The following is a 24,477-nucleotide window of genomic DNA, read 5'->3' on the forward strand; positions in this document are numbered from 1 at the left end:
GCGGGGCCATACCCGAGGGCCGCCGCCGCCCCTTGTCCTGCGGCGCGCCGCCGGGGCGGGTCAGCGCACCGCGGTGTCATTCCCGGCGGTGAGCCGTGCGAGCGGGGCGGGCGGGGCCGCGGTCGGAAGGTCGACGCGAAGGAGCGCGCCGCCGCGTGTGGAGCGGGCGACGGTGGCCCGGCCGCCGTGGGCGTCGACGACCCGCTGCACGATCGACAGCCCCAGACCGGATCCCGGCAACGCCCGGGCGCTGTCGGCACGGTAGAACCGGTCGAACACCCGCGGTACGTCGGCGGCGTCGATGCCCGGCCCGGCGTCGTCGACCTCGAGCACCGCCGACGCGCCCTCGGCACGGAGCCGGACCTGGATCGGCTGGTCCGCGGGGGACCACTTGCCGGCGTTGTCGATGAGGTTGAGCACCGCCCGCTGGAGCGCAGCGGGACGCCCGCTCACCCACACGGAGGTCACGTCGAGCGCGACCTCGATGTCGGGCGCGCGGGAACGCGCCCGGGTCGCGGCGGCCCCCACCACGTCGGCGAGGTCGAGCAGCTCGGTGCTCTCGTCGCTGATGTCACCGCGCGCCAGGTCGGTCAGCTCGGCGGCGAGGGTGCTCAACTCGGCCACCTGGGCGCCGAGATCGTTGAGCAGCCGGGTCCGGCTCTCCGCCGGCAGTGCGCTGTCCAGTGTGCCGCGCCGATCGAGCCGGATCAGCAGCTCGGCGTTGAGGCGCAGGCTGGTGAGCGGGGTCTTGAGCTCGTGGGCGGCGTCCTCGGCGAGCAGCCGCTGGGCCCGCCGGGAGTCCCGGAGCGCGGCGAGCATGTCGTTGATCGACTGGATCAGCCGCCGGATCTCCCCACCGCCCTCATCCGGGATGTCGGCGTCGAGATCCCGGGTGTGCGCGACACGTACCGCGGCGGCGGTCAGCCGGTCGATCGGTGCCAGCCCGGTCCGCGCCACGGTCCGCCCGACAAGGGCGCCGCCGACCACGCAGAGCAGCCCGATGAGCAGCATGCCGAACCCGAACTGGTTGACCGGGCTGTCGTCGGCGACGTGGGCCACCTGGACCGCGCCGTCGCCCGCCCGCAGCGTGTAGATGAGGTAGCCGTCCTCGTCGCTGTCGTTCGACTCCAGCAGGTCGGCCGACGCGCCCTGCGCCACGCGCCCGGCGTCCTCGCTGACCGGGGGCAGCGCGGGTTGGCCGGCCGGCGTCCGGATCGAGCCGTCGGGCAGGATGACCCGCACCAGCCGACCGGATCCGGGATACGGCGATAGCTGGACCTGCGCCAGACCGGCGCGCTCCGCGTTCGTCGCCAGAACTCGGGAGTCGGCGCGCAGCTGATTCTCGGTGGTGTCCCGCAGCTCCCAGGCCAGTAGCTCGCTGGCCACCTGGAAGGCCGCGAACACGCTGACCGCGATGGCCGTCGCCGCGATCAGCGTCAGCCTGGACCGCAGGGACCGCCGGCGCCACCATCGGGTCAGCCGGCGCGGTTCCCGGCCGGCGTGCCTGCTCACGGAGGAGTCTCCCGCAACGTGTATCCCAGGCCGCGCAGCGTGTAGATCAATCGCGGCTCACCCTCGGCCTCCATCTTGCGGCGCAGGTAACTCACGTACACCTGGAGGTTGTTGGCGGTGGAGCTCATGCCGAAGCCCCAGATCGCCCCGAACAGCGCGTCGCGGGTCACGACCCGGGTCGCGTTGCTCAGGAGGACCTCCAGGAGGGAGAACTCGGTCCGGGTCAGGCGCAGCGGCCGCCTGCCCCGCCACGCCTCGAACCTGTCGGGATCGAGCCGGACGTCGGCGAACGACAGGATCTGCGACTCCTCGTCGGTCGGCGTGCGCCGGCGCAGCAGGGCCCGCACCCGGGCCAGTAACTCCTCGGTGGCGAACGGCTTGGGCAGGTAGTCGTCGGCGCCCGCGTCCAGCCCCGCGACCCGGTCGGAGACCTGGTCACGGGCGGTCAGCATCAGCACCGGCAGATCCCGGCCCGCGGCCCGCAACCGCCGGCAGGTCTCCAACCCGCCGAGGCGGGGCATCATCACGTCGAGGAGCAGCAGATCCAGCGTGTCACCGCCGGCCCCACCGACCCCGTCGAGCACGGCGAAACCGTTGGCGACGGTGCTGGTGTCGTAACCCTCGACCTGGAGCACTCGCTCCAGCCCCTCACGGATGGCCACGTCATCATCCGCGATCATGATCCGCACGTCGGCCCCGCCCCCTGTCCGGTCGATGGTTTTGCCGCTCATTGTCCCCGATCAACCTGAGGCGAGTATTAGAGCGTCGCGCAGGATGGACTCCGGAGGAGATCCGCGACGTCTCCGGCGATCGGGAAGCCGCGGTGCTCGGCACCGCGCGCATGGTGACGTGGGTGAGCCGGCCGGGGCGGGACGAACAGCTCTGTCCCCAGATTGTTTTGGGGGTCGGTCGCGTTACTTCGCCGGGTCGGCGGCGTCGGGTGGCTCGGGGTCAGCGGTCGACTTCCGCTCGGCGGTGTCGTCGTTCGTCGGCGCAGCCCAGCTTGCCAGCAAGTTCAGTGCCTCCTGGGAGCGGGAGGCGGGCTCGGCGGTGTAGGTGAGGAGGAGCTGGCTGGGGTCCGTGCCGAGTGGGAAGGTTTCGAAGGGGAGGTCCAGGTCTCCGACCACCGGGTGGTGGAGGCGTTTCGCGCCCGTGGTGTGGATGCGGACGTTGTGGGCTGCCCAGCGGTGGCGGAACTGCTCGCTGCGGGTGGACAGTTCCCCGATCAGGTCCGTCAGCCGCCGGTCGTAGGCGTCGCGGCCCGCCTCGGCGCGCAGCATGGCGACCGTGTCGTTCGCGACCTCGTCCCAGTCGCGGAAGAACTCGGTCGCGTGCGGGTCGAGGAAGACGAACCGGGCGTTGTTCGGTGGCCCCACAAGGTCGGCGGGGGCGGTGCGGGCAGCGGAGGCGGCGGGGGTGGCGGGGGCTGTGACGGCCTCGTAGACCGGGGAGAACAGCGCCCTCCCCAACGCGTTGGCCGCCAGGATGTCCAGGCGGCCGCTCAGTACGAACGCGGGTGTGCCGGTCATCGAGTCGAGTACGCGCTGTACCGCGGGGCGGACACGCTGCTGGGCCGGGCGGCGGCGCGGTGGGCGGGTCGGGCCGGCGCCGCGCAGCAGGTCGAGCAGGTGGATCCGCTCGGCCTCGTCGAGCTGCAGCGCCTGGGCGATGCCGTCGATGACGCTCTCGGAGACACCCGTGGCGTTGCCGCGCTCCAGCCGGGTGTAGTACTCGCTGGAGATGCCCGCGAGCAGGGCCACCTCCTCCCGGCGCAGACCGGTGACCCGTCGGCGGTCCCCGCCGTAAGCCGGTAGTCCGGCCTGCTCAGGGGTGACCCTGGCCCGTCGCGTGCCCAGGAATTCCCGGATCTCCGCACGAAAATCGCCACGGATGTCGCGATTGGCGCCGTAAGGATCGTTTTTGCCTGCCATGTGCTCCACTCTACGAGCGCTTCCCGCCGGCTGGGGGTCCCTCTCAGTGACCCCCTCATCAGGGACTCCCACCCTCCCGCGACAACCGGTTCTGTTGATGGTGCCCCCCACGGTGGTGATTCCGCCGCTGGTCTCCGGGCTCCCCCGCGGTACCGCCGGCACTGCGATTTTCGGAATCAGAATTCGGAATCAGAATTCGGAATCAGGACTCCCCCCATGACAACGAAACTGACCGACACCATCGCTCTCGTCACCGGTGCGAGCAGTGGTATCGGTGCCGCCACCGCCCGTCGGCTGGCCGAGGACGGTGCCTCCGTCGTCCTCGTGGCCCGCCGCAAGGACCGTCTGACAGAGCTCGCCGCCGAGATCGAGAAGGCGGGCGGCACCGCGCTGGCCGTGGAGGCGGACATCGCCGACCGCGCCCAGGCCGAGGCGGCCGTACAGCAGGCCGTCGAGCGCTTCGGGCGCCTGGACATCCTGGTCAACAACGCCGGCCTGATGCTCCTGGGCCCCGTCGTCGACGCGGACGTCGAGGAATGGGAGCGGATGATCGCCGTCAACGTCCAGGGCCTGCTCTACACCACCCGCGCCGCCCTCCCGCACCTGCTCAAGGCCGCCGAGGACGGGCCGCGCCGGGTCGCCGACATCGTCAACATCAGCTCGATCGCGGGCCGCGTGGCCTGGAACGGATACGGCGTCTACAACCTCACCAAGTTCGGCACGAACGGCTTCACCGAGTCCCTGCGCCAGGAGGTCACCCAGCGGCACGTACGCGTCGGTGTCCTGGAACCGGGCGGCGTGGACACCGAGCTGGGCTCGCACAACGACCACAAGCCCGAGGTCCGCGAGGCGATCGGCACCTTCTACGAGCAGACCGAGGTCCTCGCCCCCGACGACATCGCCGACGGCGTCGCGTACATGGTCACCCGGCCCCGCCACGCCTCCGTCGGCGAGCTGTGGATCATGCCCACCGACCAGGCCTGACCTGACCGCCTCCTCAGCCCCGCAGCATTTGAAAGGAACCCAGCCATGAGCAAGGTCATTCTCGTCACCGGTGCCGGACGCGGTCTCGGCACCGACATCGCGCGCCAGGCCCTCGCCGCCGGCCACCAGGTCGTCGCCACCGGCCGCCGCCCCGAGGAAGTCGAAAAGACCCTCGGCGGACCGCAGGACAACCTGCTCGTCGCCAAGCTCGACGTCACCAGCCTGGACGATGCCCAGGCAGCCGTGCAGGCCGCCGTCGACCGCTTCGGGCGCATCGACGTCCTGATCAACAACGCCGGGAACTTCTTCGCCGGTTACTTCGAGGAGATCACGCCCGACCAGATGCGCCGGCAGATCGAGACCAACCTCTTCGGCCCGATGAACGTCACCCGTGCCGTCCTTCCCGTCCTGCGCAAGCAGCGCGCCGGCCACGTCATCACGCTCTCCTCGTCCGCCGGTCTGATCGGCCAGGAGTTCTGCGTCGCGTACGCCGCCTCCAAGTTCGGTGTGGAGGGCTGGATGGAGTCGCTGCGCTACGACGTCGAGCCGTACAACATCCACACCACCGTCGTGGAGCCCGGCTTCTTCCGCACCGAACTCCTCGTGGACGCCTCCACCACCTGGCCCGAGCCGACCATCGACGACTACGCCGAGCGCACCACCGCCACCATCGCCGCCTGGAAGAGCATGAACGGCCGGCAGACCGGCGACCCCGTCAAGCTCGCCCGCGCCCTGCTGACCATCGCCGGCCAGGACAGGCCGCCGCTGCGTTTCGTCGCCGGTGCCGATGCCATCGAAGGCGTCGAGGCCAAGGCCAGGGAGCTCCTCGCCCAGGCCCAGGCATCCCGCGAACTCGGCGGCGACCTGGACTACGACGACACCACCAGCGCCACCGCCTGACAGCCGCTCCCCTGCCTGCAGACCGCATGGGAATTCAGCAAGCGAGCGGGGCAGGGTTCCCGTCGGTCCCCTGCCCCATCCGTACGCGTACTCGTACGTCCACGTGTACTCGGCGTCAGATCGGGACCGCCACCCCCGTGAACGTCGTCTCCGGGGTCTGAGGGCTGGTGAAGCGGGCGTTGACGAGGTAGAGGCGGTTGCCGAAGCGGGCCGCGGTGGTGGGGACGTCGAAGCGGGGGTCCGTGATCGTGCCGGTCAGGGTGGCTGTCGTGGCCTTGGAGTCGAGGTGGAACACGCTGATCAGGTTCAGGCGGTTCTGGACCACGTACAGGGTCCGGCCGATGCGGTAGAGGCCGTCGCCGTTGACGACGCTGGTCGCGCCGACCAGGGCGATCTTGGTGGCGTAACCCGTCTTGAGGTTCACGTTGTAGAGCTCGCCCGGGTTGCTCTTGACGACGATCAGGGCGCGGCCGTCGGGCGTGCCGACGATGCCGTTCGCGTTGTTGACGTCGGGGAGCTGCACCCAGTCGCCGGTGAGGGGGAGGGTCCGTACCGTTCCGGCTCGGCCTCGCGGTACTCCGTAGAGCGCGGCGGCGCGTGAGTCGGTGAACCAGGCCCGGTCGCCGAGGAGTGTGACGTCGTTGATGAAGTGGCCGGTCGGTTCCGTCAGTTGATGTGTTGCGACCACTTCGCCCGTGCGGGAGTCATGGGTACGCGCCACACCAGTGTTGCCTGCCACGTACAGCAGGCCGTCGTGGTCGAGCTTCAGGCCGACGGCTATCAGGCCGGTGCCGCCCGCGAAGAGGATCCCGCCTTCGCCGGTGCGCAGGTCCGTTCGGTAGAGGGCGCCGTTGGCGCGCGAGCCCATGTACGCGTACGGCTTTCTGCCGATGGCTATGCCCTCGGGGAGAAAGCCGTTGGGGAGCGGGAACTCGGTCGGCCACGTGCCGCCGCCGTCGCCCCTGGTGGTGGCTGTACTGGTGCCGGTGGCTGCGTTCGCCGTACCTGCGCCTGCGCCCGTGGCCACCGCGAACGCGGTGAGGGCGGCGCCGCCCAGGAGGGCGCGTCGGGAAGGGTGGGAGTGCGGGTGCGGGTGACTGCGGGTCATGGTTGCGGGCCTCCGGGAAGAGTGGGGTGAGAGCCTTCAACTCGCTCATCCTGTCCCACACTTGGCCGCCGCTCCCCCCGTACGCCGGCTATCGACAGAGGATCGACAGGTTCCACCGGCGAAGTCGGCGGTGTCCGCGCTGTCGGCGGCGGCGTTGGCTGCCTGCGCGCCGGTTCAGCCGTTCCAGCTCTCGTCGTACGGGTCTCGCGGCGCCTTGACCGGTTTCACCTCGGTGACGTCGAGGAACGGGATGATGCCGTCGTTCACCGGGTCCTTGGTCTGCTTGGCGGTGTACGTGCCGGTGACCTCCAGCCAGCTGTCCGGCCGCAGGACAGGAGGGATCCGGCCGGTCAGGCCGATCTTCACCGGCTGGGCGTCGGCGGCACAGCAACTGAGTGCCATGCGAACCAGGTACGGGGTGCCGTCGCGGTCCAGCGCCAGCAGGCCGGCGATCTTGATGTGGCGGTGGTCTAGGGAACGGCCGTTGTCGTACGCCGCCCGGCCCGCGTAGTCGACGAGGTTGAGCCGGATCGTGTCGCCGGCAGGGAGGTCCGCGAAGCCCCAGGGCTGCTTCTGCAGGGCCGTGCCGGTGCGCATGGCGCTGTACGAGCCGAGGGCCGGCGGGGCCACGAGGATGAGCGCGAGGAGGGGGAGGACCAGGAGCCAGGAGATACGGGGTTCGTGGTGTGCGTGGGCGTGGGCGTGGGCGTGGGCGTGGGCATCGTCATGGCCATGCCCCGACCCACGGTCATGGTCGTTGGGGTCGGCGGAGGTGCCGGCTTGAGCCTGGGGAATCGGGGCGTCGGTGCGGGCCGGGGCTTCAGCCGCTATTCGCGCATCTGCGTCTGTACCCGTGCCTGCGGCCGCCTCCTGGTGGCGCTCGGCCTCCGGACCGTTCCCGCCGGGCGCTCGCGCCACCTCACCCCCGCTCCCGGCGGACGTACGCGCCGCCTGCCGTTCGTACCAGACCGTCGCCGCCGCCGTGGCGATCAGGACGATCCCCGCCGCCACCAGCAACGGCTGCAACCCGGCCTTCACGTACCGCAGATAGAGGTCCGTGAGGGCGGCATGCAGGATCGCGCCGCCGGTGAGGAAGAGGACGGCTGCCTGGGCCTGGCGGTTCACAGGAGCACCGCCCCGACCAGGGCCGAGACCAGGACGGCCAGGGCGAAGGTGGCGGGCGCGAAGCGCAGGGCGAACTCGCGGCCGAACGTGGCCGTCTGCATCGCGAAGAGCTTCAGGTCGATCATCGGGCCGACCACGAGGAACGTCAGCCGGGCCGTGAGCGAGAACTGGGTCAGGGACGCCGCCACGAACGCGTCCGCCTCGGAACAGATGGAGAGCAGCACGGCCAGGACCGCGAGGGCCAGGACCGACACCACCGGGTTGTCGGCCGCGAGGCTCAGCCACTCCTCCGGGACCACGGCCTTGAGCGTGGCCGCGGCCATCGCGCCCACGACCAGGAAGCCGCCCGCGTGCATCACGTCGTGCCGTACGGATCCCCAGAACGCCGCGCCCTTGCCGAGGCCGTCGGACGCCGGGCGGGTCGGTGGGCGCAGCCACTCGGCGCGGCCCAGCCGTTGCCACAGCCAGCCCATCGTGCAGGCCACCAGCAGGCTCGCCACGAAACGGGCCGCGACCATCTGCGGTTCTCCGGGGAACGCGACGGCCGTCGCGGTCAGCACGATCGGGTTGATCGCCGGCGCGGACAGCAGGAACGCCAGCGCCGCCGCGGGCGTGACACCCCGGCGCACCAACGCCCCCGCCACCGGCACGGACGCGCATTCACAGCCCGGCAGCACCGCCCCGGCCATCCCCGCGACCGGCACCGCCAGAGCGGGCCGCCCCGGCAGCGCGCGGGCGAAGAACGACGGCGGGACGAACACCGCGATGACCGCCGACAGCAGCACGCCGAGCACGAGGAAGGGCAGCGCCTGCACCATCACCGCGACGAACACGGTCATCCAGCTCTGCATCACCGGCGCGGACAGCGCCCCGCGGATCGGGCCCTGGAGCACGATCCCCACGAGCAGCAGCATGGTCAGGACCAGGGGCGAGTTGAACTGCCAGCCCTTCGGCTCGTCCGTCTCGCGGTCCTCAACCTCGGGCGGCGCTGTGTCGGTTGTGGTCACGGGAGAGGTACCTCCGGTAGGGAAGGGCTTCGCGGGTGGGTTGCCCTCCACCTTCAGTACGCCCGTTCCGGCACAGCTTCTCATCCCGATGTTCCGGCCGGGCATGCCCGTGTTCCGGCCAGGGCACCCCCTGCTTCCGGCCAAGGCGCGCCCGAGCCGTCACTTCCTGCGGCGCAGCGCCCCGATGATCCCGGGAAGCGCGCTGCCGAGAGCGACCACCGCCAGCGGGAGGAAGACATCGACCCAGGGATCGCGGATCGGGCGGTATGTGGCGAAGCCCTCCTGGATCTCGATGAAGCCGACGGGCTTCGCGCCCACGCCGCCGCCTCCGCCTCCGCCCTCGCCGGTCTTGGCGGCGCCGGTCTCGCGGCCCACGCCCGCCCCGAAGCCGAACCCGACCTTGGCGACGGGGATGACCGTCACTCCGTCCCTGGTCACGGGTTCGCCGTAGACAGTGGACACCGAGGCGCTCCCACCCAGCTTCTCGGCCAGCCGCTCCAGCAGCACGACAGCCGGGTTGCCCTCGGGCACCTCCGCAAGGACATCCGCGGGGACGCCCTCCGGCGGCTGCGCCGATGTGGTCTCCACCGGCTTCGCTAACTCCGCGGGCTCCACAGGCTGTACGGGCTCTACGGGCTGCACCGGCTGTACGGGCTCTTCATCGGGCATCACTCGTCACCATCCTTCTGGCAGTGCGGTCGGTTCGGGCGGCCAGTGTCCCGCGGAACCCCTGCCTCAACTCCCTTGCGGCAGGCCCCTGTGCAACCGTCCGTGCCGGTGAGGCACTCTGTGCTGTTGTGGCGAGCCTTCCTAATCAGAGCGGGTCGGACGATCGCGGTGCGCACATGGTGGTGTGCGGGGACGACGCCCTCGCACACCGGCTGGCGGCCGAGTTGCGTGGCGTCTACGGGGAACGGGTGACTCTGGTCGTACCGTCCGCCGAGGGCACCGTACGGCCGCCGGTCGTCGGGCGGGCCCGTGCCTCGGCGCTGCTCGACCGCGTGTCGGCGGCTGTGACCCGGGCGACGGCCAACGGCGGTATCGGCGGCAATGGCGGCGGCAGCAGCAACAGCGGAGGCACCGGTGAGGGCGCGGCGGGCCGAGCCACCGTCTCCTTGACCCGTGGAGCCACCTCTCCCCGGGGAACCGCCTCGGCGAACCGGTCCGCCGCCTCCGAAGAGCCCCGCCCCGCCCGGGTGTTGGAGGCCCCCGTCCTGACCGAGGCCGTGCTCGCCGAAGCCGGTGTCGAGCATGCCGCCGCGCTGGCGCTCGTCCATGACGACGACGAGACGAACATCCGCGCCGCACTGATGGCGCGCCGCCTCAACCCCCGTCTGCGCCTGGTCGTCCGGCTCTACAACCGCCGGCTCGGCCAGCACATCGAGGCCCTCCTCGACCAGGCCTCCGCCCTGGCCATGGCGGGTATGGCGGACAGCGGAGAGGGTGTCGGAGCGAACGCCGGAGGAGGCGGCAGCGAGGACAGCGGAGGAGACGGCGGAGGGAACGGCAGAAGAGACGGCGGTCCATCCGGGCCCGTACTCCTCGACGCCTCCACGACCGTGCTCTCCGACGCGGACACCGCCGCGCCCGCGCTGGCGGCGACCGCGGTCGCCGGGACCAGCAAGGTCGTACAGACCGACGGGCTGATGCTCCGGGCCGTGGAACGGCAGCCGCCCGGACCAGGCGAGGTCGCCGACCCGGGCCTGTGCACGCTGGCCCTGCTCTCGGCCACCACCAACGACCCGGCCGGCGCGGACGGTTCGGAGAGCAGCGGGGAGAACGGGCCGCGGCTCCTGCCCGACGAACGTTCCGTGGCCGCCGCGACCGGCCGCGGCACCATCGTCCTGGAGACGGTGTCGTACTCCGGTCCGCCGCTCCCCGCCGGACGCAGTGTCCTGCCCTTCGGCAGGCTGTTCTCCCGGCGGCTGCGCTGGTCGTTCGCCGGCCTGGTGGCCTGTGTGGTGGCGCTCGCCGTCGCGTCCATGGTGACGACGGGCGAACACCCGCTGCGCGCCACCTACCTGACCCTCCTCGACCTCTTCGCCATCAACGACCCCGCGCTCGACGAACCCCTCGGCCGCCAGATCCTCCAACTCCTCTCCGGTCTCGTCGGGTTGCTGCTGCTCCCCGTGCTCCTCGCCGCCGTGCTGGAGGGCCTCGGTACGTTCCGCAGCGGGACCGCGCTGCGGAAGCCGCCCCGTGGGCTCTCCGATCACGTCGTGCTCCTCGGGCTCGGCAAGATCGGCACACGTGTCCTCGCCCGGCTGCGCGAACTGCACATCCCCGTCGTGTGCGTCGAGTCCGACCCCGAGGCGCGCGGGCTCGCGCTCGCACGCCGGCTGCGCGTGCCCGTCGTCCTCGGTGACGTCACCCAGGAAGGCGTCCTGGAAGCCGCCAAGATCCACCGCGCGCACGCCCTGCTCGCCCTGACCAGCGCGGACACCACCAACCTGGAAGCCTCCCTGTACGCCAGGTCGGTGCGGCCCGATCTGCGTGTCGTGCTGCGGCTGTACGACGACGACTTCGCCACCGCCGTCTACCGCACCCTGCGCGCCACCCACCCGCACGCGCTCACCCGCAGCCGCAGCGTCTCCCATCTGGCCGCGCCCGCCTTCGCCGGAGCGATGATGGGCCGCCAGATCCTGGGCGCGATCCCGGTCGAACGCCGGGTCCTGCTCTTCGCCGCCCTGGACGTCGCCGGACATCCGCACCTGGAGGGCCGTACGGTCGCCGAGGCGTTCCGCGCGGGAGCGTGGCGGGTGCTGGCCCTGGACAGCGCCTCCCCCGAGGAACGCCGGCCCGGCCCGGCCACCGCTCCCGCCCCGGGCTCGCCCGAGCGCCCGTCGGGCCTGGTCTGGGACCTGCCTCCCACCTACGTGCTCGGCTCCGAGGACCGCGTGGTCATCGCGGCCACCCGGCGAGGCCTCGCCGAACTGCTGGGACGACGCCCACGGGAACGTACGGGCGCGTAGTCCCGGACAGTGGTCGCGCTCCTCCTCAGTACCGCTCCACCAAATGCTCGCGCCCCACCGGAGGTTCGTACGGCTCGGGCCAGAATTCCGTGACCGTCAGCACGCGGCCCTCCGCGTCACCCGTGAAGAACGAGATCCCGTACACCTCGTCCAGGCCCACCGTGACGTGGACCCAGGTGACGACCTGGCCGGGTTCGGCGACTATGCGCTCGATCCGCAGATGCCAGTCGCCGGGATACTCGCGGTTGAACTCGACGTACTTCTCCCGCCCGCTGACGCGCTCGCGTGTCTGGGGAAGGGTGTAGACGACGTCCTCCGCGAGGGTGTCCGCGAAGGCCGCCCAGTCCCTGTCCTCGGCCGCGGCCCAGAAGCTCTCCACTGTTTCGCGCAGATCCGTTTTGCGCAGATCGGTCGATGAGGTCATGGCGCCATAGTGCACCCGGCCACTGACAATCGGCCCTGACCTGCACGGACCCGGACATTGCCCCTGCCGCGACGGACTCGGCGCGGGCTCGGCGCGCACTCGGCCCGCGGAGTTTTCCACAGGCTGAGGACCCTGGCAGCGCATTGTCGCCCAGTGCGGGCAGTATGGGGCCATGACTGAGAGCAACGGGTCCGTCCCGCACGAGGGAAGCATGCCGGACTGGGAAAAGCGCTTCCGGGCGCCGCGGGTGTCCTTGCCGGACTGGGCGGAGGACGCGCCGCACCGGTCCTTGTTCGTGTCGAACGCGACAGGGACGTACGAGTTGTACGCGTGGGACCGCGAGACGGGCGGCCAGCGCCAGGTCACGGACCGGCCCAACGGGACGACGGACGGCGTGATGTCGCCGGACGGCGAGTGGATCTGGTGGTTCGACGACAAGGACGGCGACGAATTCGGGATCTGGCGACGACAGCCGTTCGCCGGGTCCGGCGACAAGAGCGGCGAGGCCGGCAAGGGCGGCGAGGGCGGCGCGCCCCTTTCCGACGAGCCCGCGGCTCCCGGGCTCGACCCCTCCTATCCCGCGGGGCTCGCGCTGGGCCGGGACGGACGGACGGCGATCGTCGGCCGGTCGACCGACGAGGACGGCTCGACGATCTATGTCAGCCGGACCGGCCAGGACCCCGTCGAGGTCTACCGGCACCGCGAGTCGGCGGGCGTCGGCGATCTCTCGCACGACGGTTCGCTGATCGCGATCGAGCACACCGAGCACGGTGACGCGATGCACTCGGCGGTGCGGGTGCTGCGGATGGACGGCTCGGCGGTCGCGGAGCTCGACGACACCAAGGGCGGCACGGCCGAGCTCGGCCTTGAGGTGCTCGGCTTCGCCCCGGTCGACGGCGACACCCGGCTGCTCGTCGGGCATCAGCGGCGCGGCCGCTGGGAGCCGATGGTGTGGGACGCGGCGTCCGGCGAGGAGACGGACCTGGCGCTGGCCGCCCGGCTGGACGGCGACCTGAGCGCCGAGTGGTATCCGGACGGTTCCGCGCTGCTCGTGGTGAACAGCTTCGAGGCGCGCAGCGAGCTGTGGCGGTACGACCTGGCGACCCGCGGCCTGGAGCAGGTGCCGACGCCGAGGGGCACGGTGTCGGGGGCAACGGCACGCCCGGACGGCAGCGTGGAGTTCCTGTGGTCGTCGGCAGCCGAGCCGCCGGTGGTCCGCTCGACGTCCGGCGAGGTCGTCCTCGACCCGCCCGGTATGAAGGCCCCGGCGTCGGTGTCCGTCCAGGACGAGTGGGTGACCGGTCCCGGCGGCCGTATCCACGCCCTGGTCCAGCGGCCGGCGGGGGTGACGGGTCCGCTGCCGACCGTCTTCGACATCCACGGCGGCCCGACCTGGCACGACAGCGACTCGTTCGCGGCGGGCCCGGCGGCCTGGGTGGACCACGGGTACATGGTGGTCCGGGTCAACTACCGCGGCTCCACGGGCTACGGACGTGAGTGGACGGACGCGCTCAAGCACCGGGTGGGCCTGATCGAGCTGGAGGACATCGCGGCCGTGCGGGAGTGGGCGGTCTCCTCCGGTCTCGCCGACCCGGACCGGCTGATCCTCACCGGCGGCTCCTGGGGCGGCTACCTCACGCTGCTCGGCGTCGGAATGCAGCCCGAGGCCTGGGCGCTCGGCATCGCCGCGGTGCCGGTCGCGGACTACGTCACGGCGTACCACGACGAGATGGAGGCACTGAAGGCGATGGACCGCACGCTGCTCGGCGGCACACCGGAGGAGGTCCCGGAGCGCTTCGAGGCCTCGTCCCCGCTGACGTACGTCGACGCGGTGAAGGCTCCGGTCTACATCTCCGCCGGGGTCAACGACCCGCGCTGTCCGATCCGTCAGGTCGAGAACTACGTGACCAGACTCGCCGCGCGCGACGCCGTCCACGAGGTGTACCGCTATGACGCGGGGCACGGTTCGCTGGTCGTGGACGAGCGGATCAAGCAGGTCCGTCTGGAGCTGGACTTCGCGGAGCGCCACCTGGGCAAGTGAGCGCACGGGTCCCCTCGTGGGGCGGGTCGGCAGAGAGGCACCCCTCGGCCGAGCCCCCCGCGAGGGCCCCGTACCTTTGAGGTTGTGTACCGGTTCCTGCTGACGCCCCGCTGGTGGGGGATCAACGTCTTCGTGCTGTTGGCCATCCCCTTCTGCATCTTCATGGGGTCATGGCAGTTGAGCCGGTTCGAGGACCGGGTCCAGGACCACCGTGACGCGGGCGAGCAGGCCACGGCCGCCAAGACGGATCCGGCCAGGCCGCTCGCCGAGCTGCTGCCCGTGGACAAGGAGACGTCCGGCAAGCAGACCACGGCGACGGGCCGGTACGGGAAGCAGTTGCTCGTGCCGGACCGGGAGCTGGACGGCAAGCGCGGCTTCTACGTTCTGACATTGCTGCGTACCGACGACGGCAGGGCCCTGCCGGTGGTCCGGGGCTGGCTCCCCGGAGCCGCGGACCCCGCGAAGGCCCCGGCCGCTCCGGCCGGTGAGGTCACCGTGGCCGGCGCGCTGCAGGCGTCGGAGACACCCGGGTCGAACGGCGTGCCCGCGGCCGGTGGTCTCCCCGCCGGCCAGACCGGCGCGATCAGCTCGGCGGCGCTGGTGAACCTCGTGCCGTACGACGTGTACGACGCCTGGGTCACTCTCGCCAAGGCCGACGCGGGGATGAAGGCGGTGCCCGCGGCGGCTCCGGCGGACACGGGCCTGGACCTGAAGGCGTTCCAGAACCTGGGCTACACCGGCGAGTGGTTCGTCTTCGCGGGCTTCGTGGTCTTCATGTGGTTCCGGCTGATCCGGCGCGAGGTGGAGTTCGCACAGGACGCGGAGCTGGGCCTCGTCGAGGACGAGGGCGAGGACAGCGACACCGCCACCACCGACAACACGAAGGTGTCGGCCTGACCCGTCGATCGACGGGTCAACCCTTCAGGGGCGCAGGGAACTGCGCATCTTTTAGGGGCGCGGGGAACTGCGCGACCAGCCACAACGCACCCGCACCCAACGAACGACCCCAAGACCCCAACGGGCCTCGGCAGGACCTCAGAACCAGGCCACTCAGGACCCCGCCAGCACCCCGGTCCGATAGACCGTGCCGGCGCAGGCGTTGGCAACCGTCGTGGACGCCGTCGGCCCGCCGCCCTCCGCCGCGTAGGAGACGACAACGCTTCCGTCGGCGACCCCGTCCTCCTTCATGAGCTGCGAGCTGACACCACTGGTGCCCTCCGAGGTCGTCCCGCCGCTGTCGCCGGTGGTGCCGGTCGGCGTCGGGTCGGGCGAGGGCTCGCCGCCGCCGGTACTGCCACCGGTGGTCGGACAAGTACTCGACGGCACCCAGGCGAACTCGACCTCGTACGCCGAGCCGGGCTGGAGCACCAGCGCGGCCGCGTACGTGGACTGGTCGGGCAGTCCGGCCGCCGCGTCACCCGTCGCGTGCAGGGCCGTGCCGATCGCGGACGGGCTCGCCGCACCCTGGGCGGCCAGGACGACCGAGCCGTCGCCGGAGACCGTACAGCTGGCGGCGGAGACGTTGGTGACCCGGAAGGAGCCGTAGACCGCGCCGCTGGCGTCGGGTGAGCCCGCGCTCCCGGAGGCGCTGCCGAGCTGCAGGGACGTACAGGCGGGCACGTTCGCGGCGGAGGCCGACGGCTGGGTGCCCGCGGTGCCGCCGGTGCCGCCCTTGCCCTGCTCGGGCTTGTCGGTCTTGTCGCCCTTGTCCTTGTCGTCGTCCTTGCCCGAGGAGCCGCCGGAGCCGCCCCCCGTACCGTCCTGCTTGCCCTCGTTCGCGCCGCCCTGGGTCTGTGAGGCGTTGGCCGCGATGGACGGGTCGGCGTTGGGGCCGGTGGAGTTCGAGACGTGGATGAGGGCCGGGACGGCCGTGCCGATGAAGAGTGCGGCGGCCGCCATGCCGACGACGGCCTGACGCTTGCGTGCCCGCCTGGCCGGTACCGCACGCCGCAGATGGTCCAGCGTGCCGTCGGTCGGCTCGATCTCCTCGACGGCCTGGTGCAGGAGCCGCCGCAGGGCCAGTTCGTCGGAACCGAGCGCCCCCAGCGCGAGGCCGTCGGCACCGAATCCGCCCGTGTCACCGGGCCCCCGGCCCGCGGCATCCGCGTCCGAACGGGCGGAAGGAGCCGAGCGGGCAGAAGGAGCCGAGTGGACCGAAGAGGCCGGCTCGGCCGAAGCCGAAGGAGCCGGCTCCGCCGAATGGGTCGGCTCGGCCGAAGATTCCGGCTGTCCCGCCGCGCCCGAAGGGCTCGACGAGCGCGGCGAAGCACCCGACGGGCGGTCCGCCGAGCGGCCGTCCGTGTCCGAGACGCCCGATTCTTCCGGGCCCGAATTCCCCGAGGGGCCGTGATTCACAATTCCGTTCCCAGCGTGCTGGTCATGCTCGTTGTCGTCGCTGTAGCCGCGACCGTATTCATCATGGCGTGCCCGCTCGTCCTTCGCGCTCATGCCGGCGCCTCCATGGCGACACGGAGCGCCGCGATGCCGCGCGAGCCGTACGCCTTCACCGAACCCAGCGAGATGCCGAGCGTCTCGGCGACCTGCGCCTCGGTCATGTCCGCGAAGTACCGAAGGACGAGGACCTCGCGCTGGCGCCTCTGGAGCCCCTTCATCGCCTTGATCAGGGCGTCGCGCTCCAGCAGGTCGTACGCGCCCTCCTCCGCGCTCGCCATGTCGGGCATCGGCTTGGAGAGGAGCTTCAGACCGAGGATGCGCCGGCGCAGGGCCGAGCGCGAGAGGTTGACGACGGTCTGCCGCAGATAGGCGAGCGTCTTCTCCTGGTCGCGCACGCGCTTGCGCGCCGAGTGCACCCGGATGAAGGCCTCCTGGACGACGTCCTCGCAGGAGGCGGTGTCGTCGAGGAGGAGCGCCGCGAGACCGAGGAGCGATCTGTAGTGGGCGCGATAGGTCTCGGTGAGATGGTCGACGGTCGTGCCGGCCGCCAGGGCTTCGTCGGCACCTTCCCGCTGGTTCGGTATGCGGGTCGGCCGCGCTGCGGGCATGGGGGCGATCACCGGCATGCCGCCGCCGGACGCGCCGGACATGCGGGGTCGGCGGGGCGGGCGCAGGGTCGTGCCCCGCGCTGCCACAGTGAATTCGAGTACCTCAGCCACGCCAGTTGGACACGCGTCCCCCCATTGGGGTTGTACGCGACAGGCATCACTTTTGCGTCAGGCTCAGGCTGCACGCCAGACAGTGCGTCAAATGCCCTCATACGTAAAAGCTCATCCCCTATGCCCCATATGAACGTGGCGTCCGGACGCCCCTGAAGGGCGACCGCAAAGACGCTCCCCGCCCTCCGCGTGGTTGCGGAGAACGGGGAGGAAAATCTTCGAACGCCAGAAGCCTCGATCGTCGCAAGCCTGGATTCAAGTGGTCCGGACCATCATCCGACCATGAAAGTCACACAGATCCTACAAACGATTCAACCTTCGGCCAGAAAATTTCCGGCCAGGAGCCGTCCTCGCAGCGCTGTGACGTGGCACAGAGGCGCGCACGACGCCACAGCGGCAGCCGCGGCCGGGCCACCCTCAACCCAGCTCGGCCGCCACCAGTTCAGCGATCTGAGCCGTGTTCAGCGCGGCCCCCTTGCGCAGATTGTCCCCGCAGACGAAGAGCTCCAGCGCCGTCGGATCGTCGAGCGCCCGCCGCACCCGCCCCACCCAGGTGGGGTCCGTGCCGACCACGTCGACGGGCGTCGGGAACTCCCCCGCCGCCGGATTGTCGAAGAGCACGACGCCGGGTGCTGTGGCGAGGATCTCCCTCGCCCGGTCCACCGTCACCTCGCCCTGGAAGCGGGCGTGGACGGTCAGCGAGTGCGTGGTGACGACCGGCACCCGTACGCAGGTGACGGCGACGGGCAGGTTCGGCAGTCCGAGGATCTTGCGGGACTCGTCCCGCACCTTCATCTCCTCCGAGGACCAGCCGTCCTCGCGCACGGTCCCGGCCCACGGCACCACGTTGAGCGCCACCGGCTCCGGGAAGGGGCCCGTGTTGTCCCCCACCGCCCTGCGTACGTCACCGGGGGTCGTCCCCAGTTCCGTACCGGCGACGAGCGACAGCTGCTGGCGCAGGGTGTCGACACCGCGGCGCCCGGCCCCGCTCACCGCCTGGTACGAGGAGACCACCAGCTCGCGCAGGCCGAACTCGGCGTGCAGCGCGCCCAGGGCCACGATCATGGAGAGCGTCGTGCAGTTGGGGTTCGCGATGATGCCGCGCGGCCGGACCCGGGCGGCGTGCGGATTGACCTCGGGCACCACCAGCGGCACCTCGGGGTCCATCCGGAAGGCGCCGGAGTTGTCGACGACGATCGCGCCCTTGGACGCGGCCAGCGGCGCCCAGCGCTCGGCGACCTCGTCGGGTACGTCGAACATGGCGACGTCGACCCCGTCGAAGGCATCCTCCGTCAGGGCCACCACCTCGACCTGCTCGCCGCGCACGGCCAGCTTGCGGCCGGCCGAGCGCGGGGAGGCGATGAGGCGGATCTCGCCCCAGATGTCCGCGTGCTGGGACAGGATCTGGAGCATGACAGTGCCGACGGCTCCGGTCGCTCCCACGACCGCGAGCGTCGGCCCTACGGACCCGGGTCGCACGGTCCCGGGTCCCACGGTCCTGGCCATCAGCGGCCGGTGCCTCCGTAGACGACGGCCTCGTCGCTGTCGGAGTCGAGCCCGAAGGCGCTGTGCACGGCGCGCACGGCCTCGTTGACGTCGTCCTGGCGGGTCACGACCGAGATGCGGATCTCGGAGGTCGAGATCAGCTCGATGTTGACGCCCGCGTCGGACAGCGCCTGGAAGAACGAGGCGGTGACGCCCGGGTTGGTCTTCATCCCGGCGCCGACCAGGGAGATCTTGCCGATCTGGTCGTCGTAGCGCAGCGAGTCGAAGCCGATCGCGGTCTTCGCCTTCTCCAGGGCCTCGATGGCCTTGTGGCCCTCGGTCTTGGGGAGGGTGAAGGAGATGTCGGTGAGGCCCGTGGAGGCCGCCGACACGTTCTGCACGATCATGTCGATGTTGATCTGGGCGTCCGCGATGGCGCGGAAGATCACCGCGGCCTCGCCCGGCTTGTCCGGGACGCCGACGACCGTGATCTTGGCTTCGGAGATGTCGTGCGCGACTCCGGAGATGATGGCGTGCTCCACCTGCGCGTCCCCTTGCGGATTCTCGTTGCTGACCCAGGTGCCCGGCAGTCCCGAGAAGGACGAGCGGACGTGGATCGGGATGTTGTAACGGCGTGCGTACTCGACGCAGCGGTGCAGCAGCACCTTGGAGCCGGAGGCCGCGAGCTCCAGCATGTCCTCGGAGGAGATCCAGTCGATCTTCCGGGCCTTCTTCACCACCCGCGGGTCGGCGGTGAACACACCGTCGACGTCCGTGTAGATCTCGCAGACCTCGGCGTCGAGGGCGGCGGCAAGCGCGACGGCGGTCGTGTCCGACCCGCCGCGCCCCAGCGTGGTGATGTCCTTCTTGTCCTGGCTCACGCCCTGGAACCCGGCGACGATGGCGATGTTGCCCTCGTCCAGCGCGGTCCTGATGCGGCCGGGCGTGACATCGATGATGCGCGCTTTGTTGTGGACGGAGTCGGTGATCACGCCTGCCTGGCTGCCGGTGAAGCTCTGGGCCTCGTGGCCCAGGTTTTTGATCGCCATCGCCAAAAGGGCCATGGAGATCCGCTCTCCTGCGGTCAGCAGCATGTCGAACTCACGCCCGGCAGGGATCGGGGATACCTGCTCGGCGAGATCGATCAGCTCATCCGTCGTGTCACCCATCGCCGACACCACGACAACGACCTGATGGCCGTTCTTCTTGGCGTCGACGATCCGCTTGGCGACACGCTTGATGCCCTCGGCATCGGCTACGGAGGAGCCTCCGTACTTCTGCACGACAAGGCCCACGTGCGCTCCTCGCTCAATCCGTCTCGTACCGCACGACTGCGGTCGGCTCAGTCTAACGAGCGGCCGAATTCCACCCCGGCGATATCGCATCGTGAGATGTCCCGCTCACGAGTTGATCACCCGGGTCCGTCCGGCTTTCGGCAGTCCGATCGGTCGGCTTCCGTAGGCCGGCCCTCCGGCCGCTCCAGGACCGCATCTGCCCTGCCCGGACGCACCTCACTCGGAAAGTGCGCCGCGTCACACTCACGAGCCGTCGCGTTAAATTTCAAGCAGGGCCTGTCTGACAATTCCCGTCGTCGCCCGGAGGGCGGCCTCGCGGCGTCAGGTGCGTGCTCTCGGCGGGCCGGGCGTAGAGCCTCGTACTGGACGTACTTGGGTCTGCGCCCGGTGCGGCGAGAGTGCGTGCATGGCGTCGCGGGGCAGACGGGAATTGTCAGACAGGCCCTAGGGTTCCGCCTGTGCGCGTACTCCTGGTGGAAGACGACGAGCCGGTAGCCCAGTCGCTCCGGCGCGGGCTGCTGCGATACGGCTTCGAGGTGGCCTGGGTCGCCACGGGCGGCGACGCCCTGGCCCACGAGGACCCGTACGACGTCGTGCTGCTCGATCTCGGGCTGCCCGACACCGACGGTCTGGACGTCTGCAAGGCGCTGCGCCGGCGCGGTGACGTGCCGATCATCGTGATCAGCGCGCGCATCGACGAGACGGACCGGGTGGTCGGGCTTGAGCTCGGCGCCGACGACTACGTCACCAAGCCATTCGGGGTGCGCGAGGTCATCGCGCGGATAAGGGCGGTGATGCGGCGCGCCCAGCCGCGTACGGCGGCGGAGGCCGCGGCGGCGGGACCCGACCGGTACGGATCGCGGCTGACCATCGACCGCAAGGCGGCCCGTGTCCGGCTGGACGGCGAGGAGGTCGCCCTCGCACCCAAGGAGTACGACCTGCTGGCCTTCCTCACCGAGGAGCCGGGCGCACTGATGTCCCGCGAACAGATCATGGAAGCGGTCTGGGACGCGAACTGGTTCGGGCCGACCAAGACGCTGGACGTCCATGTGGCGGCGCTGCGGCGGAAACTCGCGGGCGCGATCACCATCGAGGCGGTCCGCGGGGTCGGCTTCCGCCTGGAGATCGACAAGGACGGCGACCGCGGCGACGACGGCAGGAGCAGTGGCGGCAGTGGCGGCGACAAGGGTGACGCCGCCTCATGATCCGGCAGCTGATCGTCAGTTACGTACTCCTGGTGGCGGTCGCGCTGGCCGCCTTCACCGTGCCGGTGGCCTTCACGCTGACCGCGCAGCTGCGCGGGGACACCGAGGAGTCGGTGGAGCGCGAGGCGACCACCATGGCGCTGCTGCTGGGCGAGGGGGACGCGTCCTCGCGGCAGGCGCTCGCGCGGATGGCCGGGGCGTACTCGCAGGACACCCCCGGCACCGTCCAGGTGACCGACTCCAGCGGCACGGCGGTGGCCTCGCTGCCCCTGCCCGCGGACGACAAGGCGATCACGCAGGCGCTGAAGGACCGCAGGACGACGGTCGACTGGGGCTCCTCCTTCGTCTGGGGGCGGCACCTCGTGGTGACCGTGCCGGCCGAGTCGGCGGACGACGAGGACCGGATCGTGGGCGCGGTACGCATCAAGTACGCGACCTCCGACCTCAGCGGCCGGCTGTGGAGCATCTGGGGCTTCCGGGCCGTACTCGCGGTCAGCGTGCTGGCCGTGGCCGCCTTCATCGGCGCCTTCGTGGCCCGCCGCCTCACCCGCCCGCTGCGCCAGCTCAACGACATGGCGACCCGGTTCAGCGACGGCGACCTGACGGCACGCTCACCCGTGACGGGCCCGCACGAGACCCAGCAGCTGGCCCGCACGCTCAACTCGGCCGGCGAACGCCTCGACAGCCTGGTCGCCGCCCAGCGGATCTTCGTCGCCGACGCCTCCCACCAGCTGCGTACGCCGCTGACGGCACTGCGTCTCTCCCTGGACAACATCGCGGACGGTACCGACGACGAGTTCGTACGGGAGGACGTGGAGCAGGCCACCTCCGAGGTGGTCCGGATGAGCCGACTGGTGAACGGGCTGCTGGTGCTCGCGCGCGCGGAGGCGAAGGTGTCCGCGGCCGAACCGCTGTCGCTGATCGATGTGATCGAGGAGCGCTTCTCGGTCTGGAGACCGGCCGCCGACGAGCGCGGAGTCACCATCGCTCTGGGGGGAGTTGCCGGCAGCCGGCCGTTCGTGCTGGCCAGCCCGGGTCACCTCGACCAGGTCCTGGACAACGTTCTGTCGAATGCCCTGGAGGTCTCGCCGGACGGCGGGACGATCACCGTGGAGGTGTCGTCCCACCCCGACGAGGTGGTGATGTCGGTGCTGGACCAGGGGCCCGGCATGTCCGACGCGGACAAGTCCCGCGCCTTCGACCGCTTCTGGCGCGGCCAGGGGCTGACGGGCCGGTCCGGCTCGGGGCTCGGCCTGGCCATCGTCAAGCAGCTGGTCACCGATGACGGCGGTGCGGTGGCGCTGCGGGACGCCCCTGGTGGGGGCCTGTGCGTCCGGTTCAGCTTGCGGCGGGCAGCACCGAGGAGTGGTGGTTGACGATCAGCCACTTGCCGCCGCGCTTCTCGTACTCGTACGTGTAGCGGGCCTCGACGTCCCTCTGCTCACCGGTCTTCGGGTCGGTGAGCTGGAAGACGTACAGTCCGGCGTCGATCGCCGAATTGCTGTCCAGGACGTTGATCACGGACCTGATCTTCTCGCCCTTGGGCTTGTTCAGCAGGAAGTGGTCGAAGTAGTCGACGATCTCAGCGTGGTTCGTACGGATCTGGGGCGAGGCTGTGGGGAGGAGCACGGCGTCGGAGGCGTAGCGGGCGGCGACCTTCTTCGAGTCCCCGGTCTGCAGGGCCTTGTTCCAGCCGTCGAACAGCGCGGCGATCTGCTTCTTGGTCGGCTTCGCGGCCGCCCGGTCCGCCGCGGACTTCGACCCGTGCTCCGGCGCGGCCTGGCTGACCCCGACGGTGACGGCTCCGGCGGCCACGAGTGCGACGGTGACGACCGCTGCGCGGGTACGTATGTGACGCTGCATCACAACTCCTGTGTGAAGGGGGTGGACTTGCTCCCCTGGGGGAGTGATCCAACCCTCGCTTCACACCGGTTAGGCCCCGTCCAGCGCAGGTGCAGCACACGGACAACGTTCGTACAAAACAGCGAAGGCACCAGGTCACGGGGAGGGCTATCCCTAGCAGGTGGGGAGGCCGGCTTGCTGCTGAGCGCCATCGTGCTGCTCGGTTCCTGTGTTCAGCGGCTCACCGGGATCCGTCCCTGCGCGGAAGAGGCTGCGCGGAGGCCGCGGGCGCGGTCGGCGGCGAACTTGAGCAGTGCTGCGACCGCAGCAGGTAACACTCGGACCGCCGGGTACAGCCAAAGGACGCCCGCAGCCAACCCACTTGGCTACGGGCGTCTTGTCTGCCGTCAGGCTGCGCGTACGTCAGCCTTTGAGCGCCTTGAGCGCGCGGTTCAGGAGGTCGGGCACCATCTCCGGCGGCACGATCCGCATCGCCACATAGGTAAGGACCAGGATCAAGATCCCGGTCAAGGCGAGACGGAGGACCGCAAGGACATCGCCCTCCGGGGCCTTCTCCATGGCACTCCGGATAACCAGCGCCAGGATGACAAGGGCGAGCAGGACCAAAAGGATCATGGCGGTGCGGTTCCTTCTTCTGGCAGGAGCGGGACGGGTCTCCCGCGGGTGAAAAAGGAGCGTCCACCCGCCCCGGGTGCGCTCTGCCGAGCCGCGATGCCATGAGAAACCACCTGCTGCGGCTTGCTGTTGCCCACAGCCTTGAGACAGAGTTGGACGTTATTGGACATAGCGCGGGAGGGTCATGGCACGCGCAGGACGGCTGAGGAAGCCTGAACTGACAGGGCAGGCACACCGTGCCCTCAACGACGCCCTGCACCAGTTGCACGCCTACGCGAAGTACCCGCCGCTTACGTCCCTGGAGAAGGCTCTGGCGCAGACCGGTGTCCCGTACGCCTCTCGGGCCACGATTCACAATGCCTTTTCCAGCACGCGGTTACCGCGAGTGGGACTCGTCGATGCTCTTGTGGTGGAGTTGGCAAGCAGGGTCCGGAACACCGACCCGGAAAAGATCGACGCGGTGAGCATCGCCTTCGACAACCTGTGGTTCCTCGCTGACAGCGAGGACCGGCAGCGTCAGGCCCAGGCGAGCAAGATGGCCGACTCCACCGAGAGCGGTCCCAGCGCTGATGAAAGCAATTCTGGTGCCGCCGGTCTCCCTGCACTCACGCACGCGCCGTCAACTATCGCGCTGCCGAGCGCAGAGCAGCCGGACATGAGCGTGCGGCTGCGCCTCCTCGATCCGCCGGCTCAGGGACTGCTGCGCAAGATGTTCAAGGATCCCGAGCTGATCAAGCGTTCGTGCCTGGAGGCTGTGCAAACGATCGCGATGCTTTTGTGAGGACGTCATGTCGTTCTACGAACTCAGTCCACACGTCTCGCCCAATCCAGTCCACGCAGGTCAGCGGCGCCCGGACGACTTACTTCGTTGAGACAGAACAAGAGCTGTGACTTTCG

General features: G+C 70.6%; 22 protein-coding genes. 8 read left to right on the forward strand and 14 right to left on the reverse strand.

The window, feature by feature from the left end:
- Positions 1 to 60: 60 nt before the first annotated feature.
- From ACFWXQ_RS31760 to ACFWXQ_RS31770, 3 genes are all read right to left on the reverse strand, one after another.
- On the reverse strand, positions 61 to 1,512 hold the full coding sequence (locus ACFWXQ_RS31760) for an ATP-binding protein (RefSeq protein WP_383936585.1): 1,452 nt from the start codon (positions 1,510 to 1,512) through the stop codon (positions 61 to 63).
- The gene (locus ACFWXQ_RS31765) at positions 1,509 to 2,201 is read right to left on the reverse strand and encodes a response regulator transcription factor (protein WP_383936660.1); all 693 of its coding nucleotides are present in this window, start codon (positions 2,199 to 2,201) and stop codon (positions 1,509 to 1,511) included. Before ACFWXQ_RS31765 ends, ACFWXQ_RS31760 begins: the two co-directional genes overlap by 4 nt.
- Before the next feature lie 225 nt (positions 2,202 to 2,426).
- Complete coding sequence (locus ACFWXQ_RS31770; RefSeq protein WP_383936583.1) at positions 2,427 to 3,443, reverse strand: helix-turn-helix transcriptional regulator; 1,017 nt, start codon at positions 3,441 to 3,443, stop codon at positions 2,427 to 2,429.
- Positions 3,444 to 3,659: 216 nt separating this feature from the next.
- Here ACFWXQ_RS31770 and ACFWXQ_RS31775 point away from each other — a divergent pair, with 216 nt between their 5' ends.
- Positions 3,660 to 4,427: an SDR family NAD(P)-dependent oxidoreductase gene (locus ACFWXQ_RS31775; protein ID WP_383936581.1), complete on the forward strand. Its 768-nt coding sequence runs from the start codon at positions 3,660 to 3,662 to the stop codon at positions 4,425 to 4,427.
- Between the two features lie 45 nt (positions 4,428 to 4,472).
- Positions 4,473 to 5,327: an SDR family oxidoreductase gene (locus ACFWXQ_RS31780; RefSeq protein ID WP_383936579.1), complete on the forward strand. Its 855-nt coding sequence runs from the start codon at positions 4,473 to 4,475 to the stop codon at positions 5,325 to 5,327.
- 115 nt (positions 5,328 to 5,442) lie between these two features.
- Here ACFWXQ_RS31780 and ACFWXQ_RS31785 read toward each other — a convergent pair whose 3' ends face one another.
- From ACFWXQ_RS31785 to ACFWXQ_RS31800, 4 genes are all read right to left on the reverse strand, one after another.
- Entirely contained in the window at positions 5,443 to 6,435 is a 993-nt protein-coding gene (locus tag ACFWXQ_RS31785; RefSeq protein ID WP_383936577.1) for an SMP-30/gluconolactonase/LRE family protein, read from the reverse strand.
- 174 nt (positions 6,436 to 6,609) lie between these two features.
- Positions 6,610 to 7,560, reverse strand: coding sequence for a TIGR03943 family putative permease subunit (locus tag ACFWXQ_RS31790; RefSeq protein ID WP_383936575.1), 951 nt, complete (start codon positions 7,558 to 7,560; stop codon positions 6,610 to 6,612).
- A complete protein-coding gene (locus tag ACFWXQ_RS31795) occupies positions 7,557 to 8,567 on the reverse strand; it encodes a permease (protein ID WP_383936573.1) in 1,011 nt (336 codons plus the stop codon). The genes ACFWXQ_RS31790 and ACFWXQ_RS31795 overlap by 4 nt, the downstream gene beginning before the upstream one ends.
- Before the next feature lie 159 nt (positions 8,568 to 8,726).
- A complete protein-coding gene (locus ACFWXQ_RS31800) occupies positions 8,727 to 9,236 on the reverse strand; it encodes a spore germination protein GerW family protein (protein WP_383936571.1) in 510 nt (169 codons plus the stop codon).
- Positions 9,237 to 9,412: 176 nt separating this feature from the next.
- Here ACFWXQ_RS31800 and ACFWXQ_RS31805 point away from each other — a divergent pair, with 176 nt between their 5' ends.
- Positions 9,413 to 11,539, forward strand: a complete 2,127-nt coding sequence (locus tag ACFWXQ_RS31805; protein WP_383936569.1) for an NAD-binding protein — start codon at positions 9,413 to 9,415, stop codon at positions 11,537 to 11,539.
- A gap of 25 nt (positions 11,540 to 11,564) precedes the next feature.
- Here the strand turns inward: ACFWXQ_RS31805 and ACFWXQ_RS31810 are convergent, their stop codons facing one another.
- Positions 11,565 to 11,963 (reverse strand): nuclear transport factor 2 family protein, encoded by a 399-nt coding sequence (locus ACFWXQ_RS31810; RefSeq protein WP_383936567.1) that lies wholly within the window; start codon positions 11,961 to 11,963, stop codon positions 11,565 to 11,567.
- Between the two features lie 172 nt (positions 11,964 to 12,135).
- Between ACFWXQ_RS31810 and ACFWXQ_RS31815 the strand changes: the two genes are divergently transcribed.
- Both ACFWXQ_RS31815 and ACFWXQ_RS31820 read left to right on the forward strand, forming a co-directional pair.
- Positions 12,136 to 14,004 (forward strand): S9 family peptidase, encoded by a 1,869-nt coding sequence (locus tag ACFWXQ_RS31815; protein WP_383936565.1) that lies wholly within the window; start codon positions 12,136 to 12,138, stop codon positions 14,002 to 14,004.
- Positions 14,005 to 14,088: 84 nt separating this feature from the next.
- Positions 14,089 to 14,901: an SURF1 family protein gene (locus tag ACFWXQ_RS31820; protein ID WP_383936564.1), complete on the forward strand. Its 813-nt coding sequence runs from the start codon at positions 14,089 to 14,091 to the stop codon at positions 14,899 to 14,901.
- A 153-nt stretch (positions 14,902 to 15,054) separates the two neighbouring features.
- Here the strand turns inward: ACFWXQ_RS31820 and ACFWXQ_RS31825 are convergent, their stop codons facing one another.
- The 4 genes from ACFWXQ_RS31825 to ACFWXQ_RS31840 form a co-directional block, all read right to left on the reverse strand.
- Positions 15,055 to 16,452, reverse strand: coding sequence for a hypothetical protein (locus ACFWXQ_RS31825; protein WP_383936562.1), 1,398 nt, complete (start codon positions 16,450 to 16,452; stop codon positions 15,055 to 15,057).
- Positions 16,449 to 17,117, reverse strand: a complete 669-nt coding sequence (locus ACFWXQ_RS31830; protein WP_079053095.1) for a SigE family RNA polymerase sigma factor — start codon at positions 17,115 to 17,117, stop codon at positions 16,449 to 16,451. The genes ACFWXQ_RS31825 and ACFWXQ_RS31830 overlap by 4 nt, the downstream gene beginning before the upstream one ends.
- A 417-nt stretch (positions 17,118 to 17,534) precedes the next feature.
- Positions 17,535 to 18,623, reverse strand: a complete 1,089-nt coding sequence (locus ACFWXQ_RS31835; protein WP_383936560.1) for an aspartate-semialdehyde dehydrogenase — start codon at positions 18,621 to 18,623, stop codon at positions 17,535 to 17,537.
- Entirely contained in the window at positions 18,623 to 19,897 is a 1,275-nt protein-coding gene (locus ACFWXQ_RS31840; protein ID WP_200397355.1) for an aspartate kinase, read from the reverse strand. Before ACFWXQ_RS31840 ends, ACFWXQ_RS31835 begins: the two co-directional genes overlap by 1 nt.
- A 458-nt stretch (positions 19,898 to 20,355) precedes the next feature.
- On the opposite strand from ACFWXQ_RS31840, the gene ACFWXQ_RS31845 reads away from it, so the two are divergent.
- Together ACFWXQ_RS31845 and ACFWXQ_RS31850 are read left to right on the forward strand one after the other, a co-directional pair.
- Positions 20,356 to 21,102 carry a response regulator transcription factor gene (locus ACFWXQ_RS31845; protein ID WP_383936557.1) on the forward strand — a complete coding sequence of 249 codons (747 nt, stop codon included), beginning with the start codon at positions 20,356 to 20,358 and terminating at the stop codon, positions 21,100 to 21,102.
- On the forward strand, positions 21,099 to 22,478 hold the full coding sequence (locus ACFWXQ_RS31850; RefSeq protein ID WP_383936555.1) for a sensor histidine kinase: 1,380 nt from the start codon (positions 21,099 to 21,101) through the stop codon (positions 22,476 to 22,478). Before ACFWXQ_RS31845 ends, ACFWXQ_RS31850 begins: the two co-directional genes overlap by 4 nt.
- Here the strand turns inward: ACFWXQ_RS31850 and ACFWXQ_RS31855 are convergent.
- The gene (locus tag ACFWXQ_RS31855) at positions 22,441 to 22,965 is read right to left on the reverse strand and encodes an SgcJ/EcaC family oxidoreductase (RefSeq protein ID WP_383936553.1); all 525 of its coding nucleotides are present in this window, start codon (positions 22,963 to 22,965) and stop codon (positions 22,441 to 22,443) included. The two genes, ACFWXQ_RS31850 and ACFWXQ_RS31855, sit on opposite strands and share 38 nt — an antisense overlap.
- 402 nt (positions 22,966 to 23,367) lie before the next feature.
- Positions 23,368 to 23,580, reverse strand: a complete 213-nt coding sequence (locus ACFWXQ_RS31860) for a hypothetical protein (RefSeq protein ID WP_383936551.1) — start codon at positions 23,578 to 23,580, stop codon at positions 23,368 to 23,370.
- Positions 23,581 to 23,764: 184 nt separating this feature from the next.
- Here ACFWXQ_RS31860 and ACFWXQ_RS31865 point away from each other — a divergent pair, with 184 nt between their 5' ends.
- Entirely contained in the window at positions 23,765 to 24,361 is a 597-nt protein-coding gene (locus ACFWXQ_RS31865; protein ID WP_383936549.1) for a hypothetical protein, read from the forward strand.
- Positions 24,362 to 24,477 lie beyond the last annotated feature (116 nt).

Source organism: Streptomyces sp. NPDC058697 (genome assembly GCF_042715345.1).
Classification (GTDB): Bacteria; Actinomycetota; Actinomycetes; order Streptomycetales; family Streptomycetaceae; genus Streptomyces; species Streptomyces liliifuscus.

Bases quoted from the DNA above. Each gene is read 5' to 3' on its own strand.
- ACFWXQ_RS31770 (WP_383936583.1), bottom strand. From the start codon at position 3,443: ATGGCAGGCAAAAACGATCCTTACGGCGCCAATCGCGACATCCGTGGC.
- ACFWXQ_RS31815 (WP_383936565.1), top strand. From the start codon at position 12,136: ATGACTGAGAGCAACGGGTCCGTCCCGCACGAGGGAAGCATGCCGGAC.
- ACFWXQ_RS31855 (WP_383936553.1), bottom strand. From the start codon at position 22,965: ATGCAGCGTCACATACGTACCCGCGCAGCGGTCGTCACCGTCGCACTC.
- ACFWXQ_RS31785 (WP_383936577.1), bottom strand. From the start codon at position 6,435: ATGACCCGCAGTCACCCGCACCCGCACTCCCACCCTTCCCGACGCGCC.
- ACFWXQ_RS31865 (WP_383936549.1), top strand. From the start codon at position 23,765: ATGGCACGCGCAGGACGGCTGAGGAAGCCTGAACTGACAGGGCAGGCA.
- ACFWXQ_RS31800 (WP_383936571.1), bottom strand. From the start codon at position 9,236: ATGCCCGATGAAGAGCCCGTACAGCCGGTGCAGCCCGTAGAGCCCGTA.
- ACFWXQ_RS31825 (WP_383936562.1), bottom strand. From the start codon at position 16,452: ATGAGCGCGAAGGACGAGCGGGCACGCCATGATGAATACGGTCGCGGC.
- ACFWXQ_RS31850 (WP_383936555.1), top strand. From the start codon at position 21,099: ATGATCCGGCAGCTGATCGTCAGTTACGTACTCCTGGTGGCGGTCGCG.
- ACFWXQ_RS31780 (WP_383936579.1), top strand. From the start codon at position 4,473: ATGAGCAAGGTCATTCTCGTCACCGGTGCCGGACGCGGTCTCGGCACC.
- ACFWXQ_RS31835 (WP_383936560.1), bottom strand. From the start codon at position 18,623: ATGGCCAGGACCGTGGGACCCGGGACCGTGCGACCCGGGTCCGTAGGG.
- ACFWXQ_RS31805 (WP_383936569.1), top strand. From the start codon at position 9,413: ATGGTGGTGTGCGGGGACGACGCCCTCGCACACCGGCTGGCGGCCGAG.
- ACFWXQ_RS31860 (WP_383936551.1), bottom strand. From the start codon at position 23,580: ATGATCCTTTTGGTCCTGCTCGCCCTTGTCATCCTGGCGCTGGTTATC.
- ACFWXQ_RS31775 (WP_383936581.1), top strand. From the start codon at position 3,660: ATGACAACGAAACTGACCGACACCATCGCTCTCGTCACCGGTGCGAGC.
- ACFWXQ_RS31810 (WP_383936567.1), bottom strand. From the start codon at position 11,963: ATGACCTCATCGACCGATCTGCGCAAAACGGATCTGCGCGAAACAGTG.